Raw genomic sequence first — 9952 nt, 5'->3', positions numbered from 1 at the left:
TTGCAAGCAGAATAGTTTTGGCTTACGGTTTGAACGCCAATACTATGGGAGTTTCTTTTGAAAGAGCGGCAAGCGAAGAAAAGACGGCTACCCCGGGCTGGTATAATAATAACGCTTTCAGCGAATTTGCAAAACGAGACGGACTCAAAGAAAAAACTATTGTGGGAGACGCTTTTTTAGAATCTTCAAAAGAAAATATAATAAAAGAAGCTAAAGAATTTTTCGGCGGAAAGATTGACATTCTCATTTATAGTTTGGCTACGGGAATAAGAAAGGACGAAAAAGAAAATATAACTTATCGCTCCACTTTAAAACCTGTGGGACAAAAGTATAAAGGAATCGGAGTCGATTTCATGAAAGAAGAGCTTATAAATGTGGAAATAGACCCCGCTACCGAAGAAGATATAAAAGCTACTGTAAAAGTTATGGGCGGAGACGATTGGAGATTATGGATTGAAGATTTGATTAAAGCCGATATGTTATCCGAAAACGCTTTGACTATAGCTTATTCTTATATAGGTCCCGAAATAACTAAAGCCATTTACAGAGACGGAACGATTGGAAAAGCAAAAGACGATTTGGAAAATACCGCTTTGGAATTGGATAAACTTATGCAGGAAAAACTAAAAGGACATGCTTATGTTAGCGTTGCAAAAGCCGTTGTTACGAGAGCGTCCGCCGTTATTCCCGCTATGCCTTTATATATAAGCATTCTATTCAAAATAATGAAAGATAAAGGAATCCATGAAGGTTGTATAGAACAAATGTATAGACAGTTTAACGAAAAATTATTTTCAGGAAAAGGCGCTATATTGGACGAAAAACATAGATTAAGACTTGACGATTGGGAACTCAGAGACGATGTTCAAAAAGAAGTTTTGGAATCTTGGAATAAAGTTAAAGACAACGAAACTTTAAAAGCGAACGCCGACTTGAATCAGTTTAGAGACGAATATTTGCATTTGCATGGTTTCGGTTTTAACGATATTAATTACGATGCCGATGTTCAGATATAATTTAAATTTATGTTGAATAAAAAATAAATTCTTTAAATTTAAAAAATAAAAAAATAAAAATTTATCCGAAGTATTGCTTAAATTTTTTAAACAATATTTCGGATTTTTTTATTATCTTATAAGCGGATAGTTTAAGTTAAATTAAAATATAGATTATGTTTAAATAAATAAAGAACATTGTCGATAATATATATAAGTTAACAAAATACTACAAATTTTTTATGTTGACTTTATTATGTATATATTTTAATTAAGAGGCAATTTTCAATGTCAGTGAAACAGATTTCGGACCAAGAAATACTATCAATGTATTTAAACTACGAGAGAGTGGAAAAGGGCTTATCCTCAAATACTCTCGAATCTTACGGAAGAGATTTAGCGATATATCTCGATTTTTTAAGCAGAAATAAAAAGACGATATTAAAAGTCGCAAGAAGCGATATTGAAAGATTTTTGGATGAAAGAAAGGAACAAGGCTCTAAGGTAAGAACGGTTGCAAGAAATAAAGTGAGTGTAGTTAATCTTTATAAATTTCTACTAATGGAAAATTATATTTCAAAAAACCCTACCGATAATTTGGAAGTTATACGATTAAAAAGAATTTTGCCCGAATCTCTAACCACAAACGAAGTTGACGATTTGCTTTCCGTTCATAACGAAAAAACGGATAAAGGTTTGAGAGATAAGGCGATTTTCGAGCTTATGTATTCTTCTGGATTGAGAGTAACCGAACTCTGTTCTTTAAAAATAGAAGACATATCTTTTGAAGGAAAATATTTGAGAATATTTGGAAAAGGCAAGAGAGAGAGAATAGTTCCGATTAACGACAGCGCGTTGGACATATTAAGAAGATATATACATACTAGCAGAGTGATTATGGTGAAAGGCAAAAACACGAGAGAATTGTTTTTGAATTTTAGAGGAGATAAGATTTCGAGAGTCGGAATTTGGAAAATAGTAAAAGAAACTATGAGAAAAAGCGGCATTGAAAAGAATGTTCATCCGCATACTTTGAGACATAGTTTCGCTACGCATTTGATACAGCATGGAGCGGATTTAAGGTCGGTTCAGAGAATGTTGGGACATTCGGATATAACCACAACGGAAATATATACTCATGTGGACGCTTCGCATTTGAAAAAGCAGATTGACAAGCATCCAAAACATCCTAAACATACGAGGAATAATATATGAAATATAAAATAATAAATAATTAAAGGAATAATTTATAAAAATGAAAAATAGCATAATTGCCACAACTTTATTATTATTAATCACCGTCTCTCTCATATTGCTTACTTTTGGAATAGGGGAGAGAATAACCATAATAAACAATAGCGAATCTCATTACGAATTAAGCGAAGATAATCAATTTCGCAGAATAGATATGTATAATCCCGATTCGCTTTCTTTATCTACCGTAAAACCCGTATACGATTACGATTTATCCGTGGATTTTGGAGATTTTTATCTTAAAGAAAATATAATAGCGAGCAGCGATATAGAACTTTTGAATCAAGAATTATTATTAAGCGCCGATGAGATAAACGGAAATATGCCAAATCCAAATGTATTGCCCGCTTTGGTATTTTCTGCAAATACTACGGACGCTAAAGCCGACAAATTAAGCGAAGCGATTGATACGGCTATAATAAATACGAGAAGACGAGAATCTCCAAGGGTCGCAATCGATTTGTCTAAAATATCCGTTTTCAGATACGAGCCAGTTGTAATAAACGCTTCCATTTACACAACGGATAAGGTAAAAAATATAAGCATTTATGTCAGATATAAGTCGGATAAACTTGTTAGGAAAAACGGAGACGACAGATATTCGATAAATGTATTTAAAATTGAAAATTCGCAATATAAAGGAACTTATTTGCATCCTTTCGGCGGAACTTTGGGAGAATATCAAGCTGTGGTTTTGGTTCAAACCGAAAAAGGAATATACGGATACACGAAAGATTTTACCGTAAAAGGAAGACAATCTCCTCCAGCGAAAGAAACTAAAAAAATAGCCACTTTGGAATACGCTATAGATTTGACGACAAAAAGAGTGCCGAGCGTTGAAACGGGAGAGCTTACCGATTATGATGCCATTTACGATTGGATAAGATACATGAAATGCGATATATTTTGGGCTATAGGCGGACAGACGACTGGCTGGACGGGAGGAATAACTTCGGACGAGCCTTGGGCTAAAGCTATGATTAAAAATATTGAAAATTTGGCGGCGAGCAAGAAAAAAGGAAATGTTGAACTTGGCGCTTATGTTATGAGTTATTTTGCAGCTGGAGGCGGAGCGAGAAAAGGCGGCTACGAGGTTTCGATAGGTTATAATTCGGAAACAAAAAGTTTGGTTGAAAGCCGACATATTTCTTTAGCCGACCCAAAAAGAGTGAGAGATATAATCGATATTTTGAAAAGATACGATTCTAATCCGAATATTTCTTATGTGGGGTTGGATTTTATAAGAACGGGCGAAGTTGACGGATACGAAATGGTTGACGAAATGGTAGAGCTTACGGGAGTTTATGTTCCAGCGAATTGGCAAACTATGAGCAAACAGGCGAGAATGAAATGGCTTGCGGTTAATAGAGGAAAAAAAGAAATAGGACTTAAATGGCGATGGTTTAGAGCGCATAAAGAATCTTTGATAATAAAACAAGTAAAAGAATCTGGAATAAAGAAAAAATTATGGGCATTCACTTTAGGCTGGAATCAAGGGCAGGAACACGGACAGGACCCTTATATGTTCTTTGACGCTGGTATAGATTACGATGCGGTAATGATATACGAAGCGAATAGAGCGCAACATGTAGGAATGCTTGCAAGCTGGCCCAGATATTTATCGGGAGAATACAACACTTTAGTCGGCAATATGATTGACAATAGACTTCAAGACGGAAGTTTGCGTCCAGAATTGGAATATATGAAAAGAGTTTACGAATCGGAAGCGAAATTCAATAGAAGCAGTAGAATAAGAGGAGTATTTTTTCATGATATTTCAAGAATGTTATGGTCGAGATTCAGAGGAGCGGGAAATAGCATAAGAGAATGGGCGAATATAAACGCTTCGATAGTTTCGAGAATAGAAGAAAAATATTCGGAAAACCCTTTTAATGTGACGGTTAAACTTGACGAGAGAAATAGAACGGGAGTTTTGACTATAGTTAATAGAACTTCAAAAAGACTAAATAATGTTTCTATAAAAACCGATTTGGCTCAAGCTTTATCGGCAATCGCTCTCGACTCGCAAACGGTAAATATAGAAGCGGGCGGAACTGCGGAAATAGGATTCAAATACGCTTACGGCGGAAGCAGATATTCTTCTTTAATGTCTTTCAGAGTGACTGCAGAATCGGGCGAAGAAAATGTCGCTGCGGTTTATACTTTGCTTCATACTTTAATTCCAAAACCAGAACCCGCGAAAGAAGAAAACGCGATTATGGCTAAAGGCGAAGATGCCAAAAGTAGTAATAATACAAAAGACGAAACTAAAGATAATTGATTTATCATAAATAAAAAATTAATATTAACTATTAACAATGGGTTATCCTAAAGGACGCGGAAGCGAACCCCATTGTTTTTATTATAGTCTAATTTTATGGAAAAAGAATTTAATAATTTTAATATATCAATCGCTCTCTATCGTCCAGAAATTCCCGCAAATACGGGAAATATAGGAAGATTATGCGTTGGACTTGGAATAACTTTGCATATAGTTTCAAAACCTTCTTTTATATTAAGCTCGAAAGAAATAAGGCGCGCGGGACTCGATTATTGGGAAAACCTTAAACTTATAAAACATGAAAATGAAAATACATTTTTTGAATATTCTAAAGAAAATAATTTGAAAATAGTTCCCGTTTCAAAATTTGGAAAAATAAGATTCGATAAATTCGATTATTCGAATAACGATATATTTCTTTTCGGCAGAGAGAGTTCGGGCTTGCGGGAATCTTTATGGGAAAACGATTTTGAAAATTCGATTTATATTCCAATGACGAATAAAGTTCGTTCGATTAATCTTTCAAACACAGTCGCAATTGTTTCTTACGAGGCTTTGAGACAAATTGCGCTTTTATAATGTATATTATACTAAAAATAAAGAGGAGCTTAATGCCCCTCTTTTTTATTCGTTTAATTATTTTATTTATCGCCGTTATTCTCTGGAAGTTGGAATATATGAATAGCGTTCATTAATTCCTTCGACTGAGCAAATAATACATCCGCAGATGCCGTAGCTTCTTCTACCAAAGCGGCGTTTCTTTGAGTCGTGGTATCCATTTCCTCAATAGCAATTTTTATTTGGTCTATTCCGCTTTGTTGTTCCACAGCGCTATGACTTATATTTTGCATCATAGTCGAAGCTTCGTCAATTTTATGCTGAATTTCAACGAATATGGTTTGAGATTCTCTTGCCGTTTCCGTAGCTTTGTCTATTTTATTGTAAACATTTTCTATCAAATCGGTTATGCTTTTTACCGAAGTTTGAGTCGTTTGAGCCAAATTTCTAACTTCCGAAGCGACAACCGCAAAACCTTTTCCTTGCTCTCCCGCTCTAGCAGCCTCTACGGAAGCGTTAAGCGCGAGTATGTTCGTTTGAAAGGCTATATCTTCGATTATCTTCGTTATATCTTTAATCTTCGAGCTTGCTTCATGAACTTCTTCTATATTTTTCGTGGTTTCGGTTATTATATTTCCAGCGTTCTCTATAGAATCTTTTGAATCCAATATCATTTTATTACCGTTTATAGAATCGTTTGAAGATTGTCTTATATTGTTTGAAATCTCGTTCATAGATGCGGAAGTTTCTTCGATGCTTGCGGCTTGACTTTCCGTTCTGCGAGACAAATCGGTATTTTGTTCGGCTAATTCTTTTGCGGCGGCGCTGATATGATTTGCCGATTCTTCCACTTTATATATAGTGTCGACAACTTTTTTTCTCATCGCAACGAAAGCGTTTGAAAGCTCGCCAAGTTCGTCTTTACGATGTATTTTCTGTTTGGTAGTTCTCAAATCTCCGTCCGCTATTTCTTTCGATAATCCCGTCAATAATCCCAAAGGAGTCGTTATAGATTTTATAAATATAGAAACTATAATAGATATTACCACTATGGAAACTATCGCTATAATTATTATCGCTCTTATAACTCTTCTATTGTCTCTTTCTATCTCTTCGTTGGTCATAGATATTCCCAAAACCCAAGGCATAGAGTTCAAAGTCGTATATGCGGCTATTCTGTCTTCTCCGTTAAACACATAATCTATTATTCCCGTTTTAGTTTCAAAAGCTCTGGTAAAGTCTTGCGGAAGAGTCGTATTTATATTTTCTATTTTATTATGAATCTTTACCGTAAGATTTTTATCTATACAGAATAAAGCTCCCGTCTCTCCTATAATGAGCTGCTCTATACGAGTTCTGATTAAAGATGTCCAATCGAGCATATAATATAAATAACCTATAACTCTACCGTTTGAAATAACTTTTGATACCGATACCAAAGCCCAACCTCCCGTGGTTAAAGAACGCGTTATATTGTCCCCGTAATAAGCTTCTCTATCGGTTTGAATTTTATCTCTTAAATCGGGATGAATATTAAACATATTCTGCCCTACTAAAGTCTCGTTGTCGGAGTCGATTAAAACATTTCCGTTAATATCCGTTAAACCCATATTTATCGAATATTCGTTATCTTCGTTAAAAACTCTCAATCTCGTTAAAGCCGCATCCCTCGTTTCTTCCGTTCGCATAGTCAAGTAATTTCTAACGGGGTCGGATTTAATATATACTTGCGAAATATCCGATTGAGATTCGAACCAAGTGTCCATTAAAGAGGCGTATCCCATTACCGTATTGTCGAATCCCGTATAAGTCGTTTTGGTAATAGTATTCGATACCATTACTTCGGTTACAATTACCAAGACAATAATTGATACCGTAAACAACGCGATTATTATAAGCGGCATTCTTACTTTTAAACTTTGAAGTTGATGTAACATCTAAAAATCTCCATAAAATATTAATATTTGAATTTTATCGTTTATTATTTTCGGAAAAATAAATATAATTTTTACATTCGATTATAAATAATAAATTAATAAAATTTCTTTTGTATTATAAACATTATAATATTTTCGGCATAAAAAATCAAATTTATTTCATTATATATTTTCTACAGATTTTTATAAAAATCTATATGGCTTGCCAATTCTTCGGGCAAAGGATTTCCCGACTTCGTAAATTTAAAATATCTATTTTCAAGTTCAATCGCTTTTTTATGTCTAATATTTTTAAATCTATTTGCAATATCGGCGAACATAGGCTGTTTTGCAACCTCTTCCCTTATATCTTTTGCGAAAGGAACTTGTCTGTATAAAATATTTCTAACGACTCTGTTTAATCGCATTATTCCTTTGCTTTCGTATTTTATCCAAATAAAATAATCGGATACGAAAACTTCTCTCAAATTATTTCTACATTTTTTAATCTGTATTTTTAATTTTTCTTTAGAATCGTCCGATAAATTTCTGTTCTTTTTATAGAATTGAACATAATCGCTGTATTCGGAGGTTAATGACATTTGAGTAATATCGTTCCAAGCTGGACCGAGCATAGTTTTGCATAATTCCCATCTGAAAGCCCCTACTGTCGGAATAGCCAAAGATTCCAAATCTTCCGAAGTGAATATTGGGAATAAAAATCTTCCCGTGCTGTTTTTCTGTCTGCTTGAAAGTTCTTCCCACATTATCGCTCTCGAACCGTATGTAGGCATTAATATTATATTTGGCAAAACTTCCTGCATAACCAATTCTTTAGTTATATTCAATTCTTCGTTTTTATATAAAACTTCTCTATAGAATGCGGAAAAATCAACTTCCATTATGGAGTTAAAAGTTTTTTCGATAAAATCTCTTTTGAGTAAGGACGCGTCAAATTCTTTTATTATCATATCGCTATGAAGTATCGGAAAATATACGCTCACTTGTCCGTAGCATAATCTTTGAGTCGTTTGAATCATATTGTCGATTTCGTATTCCAATCTCTTCGATTGACTTTCAAAATGTTCTTCCGCTTCTTTATCGCTTATAGTTCCTCGTTTTTTCATCTCTCTTAAAGCTTCTTTATAATCTTGCCCGAAACCGTTAACAGAAGGCAACTCTTCCTTATCGTATATTTTTTTAAGCCATTCGTCTATATAAAAAATATTAAATCTTTTCGCTTTGGTTTTATCTTCCACTTCGTATAAATCTATTATTTGATTTGGAGTAAGCAATTTGTCGTCCATATAGCCGTAATTTAAAAACATTTTTACCAATTTGGATTTATCGCCGTTTATAATCGCTCTTTTTGCGACTTCTCTATATATTTCAAAGAATACATTGGTAACCGACCTTCTTATTTTTCTCGCATCGTCTTCCGTATCGAATTTATCTTTAAGTTTTCCAAAATCGTCCAAACCTTTCAATAATTTTTTTGCGTTATCTTCGTCTATGCTCGACATTTCAATTAGTTTTTTAACGGGATTCTTAATCTCTTCTGGTATTTGTTCCGCTCCCATAACGACTTTTACTTTTTGGCTTTCCGTTTCGACTTTTTCGGAAGTTTTTTCCAATTTTTCTATGGTTAAATTAATTTCCGCTTCGTCTATATTCAAATCGAAATCGTATTCTTCTTTTATTAAATTATAGAAAGTTTTTGTTATATCGCCTATATGTTTCGTGTATTTTGCCCATACTTCGTTGTCTTTTCCTTCTTTTTCAAGTTCGAACGCCATTTTTGAATATTCGCTAAATAAAGATTCTTTATCATGCGAATAGAGAAAAAGCATATTTCCCATAGTTTCCACAAATTCTTTTTTAAGCAAAGTTATTATATAAGTCAAATTATCGTATAGCATATTTGCGGCGGATAAACTCATATTCGTATCGTAAGTGAAAAATCCGTCCTTAATATTTTTTGGCATAGTTAAAAATCTTCTTATATAATCCATTTCCACATTAAGTTTATCTTCGCTATTTTCTTCCGATAAATTTTTATTATGCATATATATTTCGTTATGATTCGCTTTCACAAAATCGGCGTCAAAAGAATGAGGAATATAAACTCCAGAATTAATCGCATCGTCAAATATTTCTTTTGCATTTAAAAACGGTTTAGATTGCATATTTTTATTTTTGTCGTTAAGATTGAAATATAAAACTCCTAAATTTGTGGATATTATTTTTAATTCGTTGTTTATATTTCTTATTTTTATATATTCTTCGTAAAATTTAAGAGTTAAGTAAGATATAGAATGATACATATTCGTTAAATAAGGTTTATTTTTGTTAAAGAAACTTTTAATTTCGTCTTTATTTGAAGTTTTTACAATATACACTTCGTTTTCAATATTCGACTTTAACGAAAACATATAATTCGAATTGTCTCTATATCCGCCTATTCCTATTATAATATTTTTAGGAATTTTAAATAATTTACAACTATGTTTAATTATCTCTTCTTGGTCTTCCATTCCGAATAAATCTCTCGAAGATATATAAACATCCACATTGCCTTTAGTGAAAACCAAAAGATTAGCCACTTTTTCTCCTTCGCTAAAAAGCACGGTATCGGAGGCTACTTTTAAAAATCCCGTTTCTTCTATTTTTATACTCATTTTAATTATTCCTTTTTAATATTAAAAAATTACTGTTTATTTTATTAAATTTATAATAGTATATAATATTTTAAAAAAATTGAAATAATAAAAAATAGTTTCTTTACGCAATGACGGTTTTTAATTTTTTAATGACAAAAAAATTTAATTAAACTATTGACATATTTTTTAATTCATGCTATATTTTAATTATAAAGTTAATAAATAATGGATAGTTTAATTATGATTAAATACTATAAATTAGCATACTATAATTTCGTTAAGCAAAGC

6 protein-coding genes are annotated in these 9952 nt (G+C 32.9%); 4 read left to right on the top strand and 2 right to left on the bottom strand.

All coding sequences use genetic code 11. The annotated features are described in order from the left end of the window. The 4 genes from fabV to EZH24_RS03345 form a co-directional block, all read left to right on the top strand. The coding region (fabV, locus tag EZH24_RS03360; protein WP_137997717.1) for an enoyl-ACP reductase FabV at positions 1-1016 on the top strand (1016 nt) is incomplete at its 5' end. A gap of 267 nt (positions 1017-1283) precedes the next feature. Then, a complete protein-coding gene (xerD, locus tag EZH24_RS03355) occupies positions 1284-2210 on the top strand; it encodes a site-specific tyrosine recombinase XerD (RefSeq protein ID WP_137997716.1) in 927 nt (308 codons plus the stop codon). Positions 2211-2250: 40 nt separating this feature from the next. Then, entirely contained in the window at positions 2251-4530 is a 2280-nt protein-coding gene (locus tag EZH24_RS03350) for a hypothetical protein (RefSeq protein WP_137997715.1), read from the top strand. A 96-nt stretch (positions 4531-4626) separates the two neighbouring features. After that, positions 4627-5109: a tRNA (cytidine(34)-2'-O)-methyltransferase gene (locus EZH24_RS03345; RefSeq protein WP_137997714.1), complete on the top strand. Its 483-nt coding sequence runs from the start codon at positions 4627-4629 to the stop codon at positions 5107-5109. A gap of 62 nt (positions 5110-5171) precedes the next feature. On the opposite strand, the gene EZH24_RS03340 is transcribed toward EZH24_RS03345, so the two are convergent. Continuing rightward, positions 5172-7025, bottom strand: a complete 1854-nt coding sequence (locus tag EZH24_RS03340; protein WP_236847053.1) for a methyl-accepting chemotaxis protein — start codon at positions 7023-7025, stop codon at positions 5172-5174. Between the two features lie 173 nt (positions 7026-7198). After that, positions 7199-9682 carry a Crp/Fnr family transcriptional regulator gene (locus EZH24_RS03335; protein ID WP_137997713.1) on the bottom strand — a complete coding sequence of 828 codons (2484 nt, stop codon included), beginning with the start codon at positions 9680-9682 and terminating at the stop codon, positions 7199-7201. Positions 9683-9952 lie beyond the last annotated feature (270 nt).

The sequence above is a fragment of the Brachyspira catarrhinii genome, from assembly GCF_005518285.1.
Taxonomy (GTDB): domain Bacteria; phylum Spirochaetota; class Brachyspiria; order Brachyspirales; family Brachyspiraceae; genus Brachyspira; species Brachyspira catarrhinii.
Note: the sequence above shows the minus strand (reverse complement) of the source record. Positions and strands in the feature narration are given on the sequence as shown.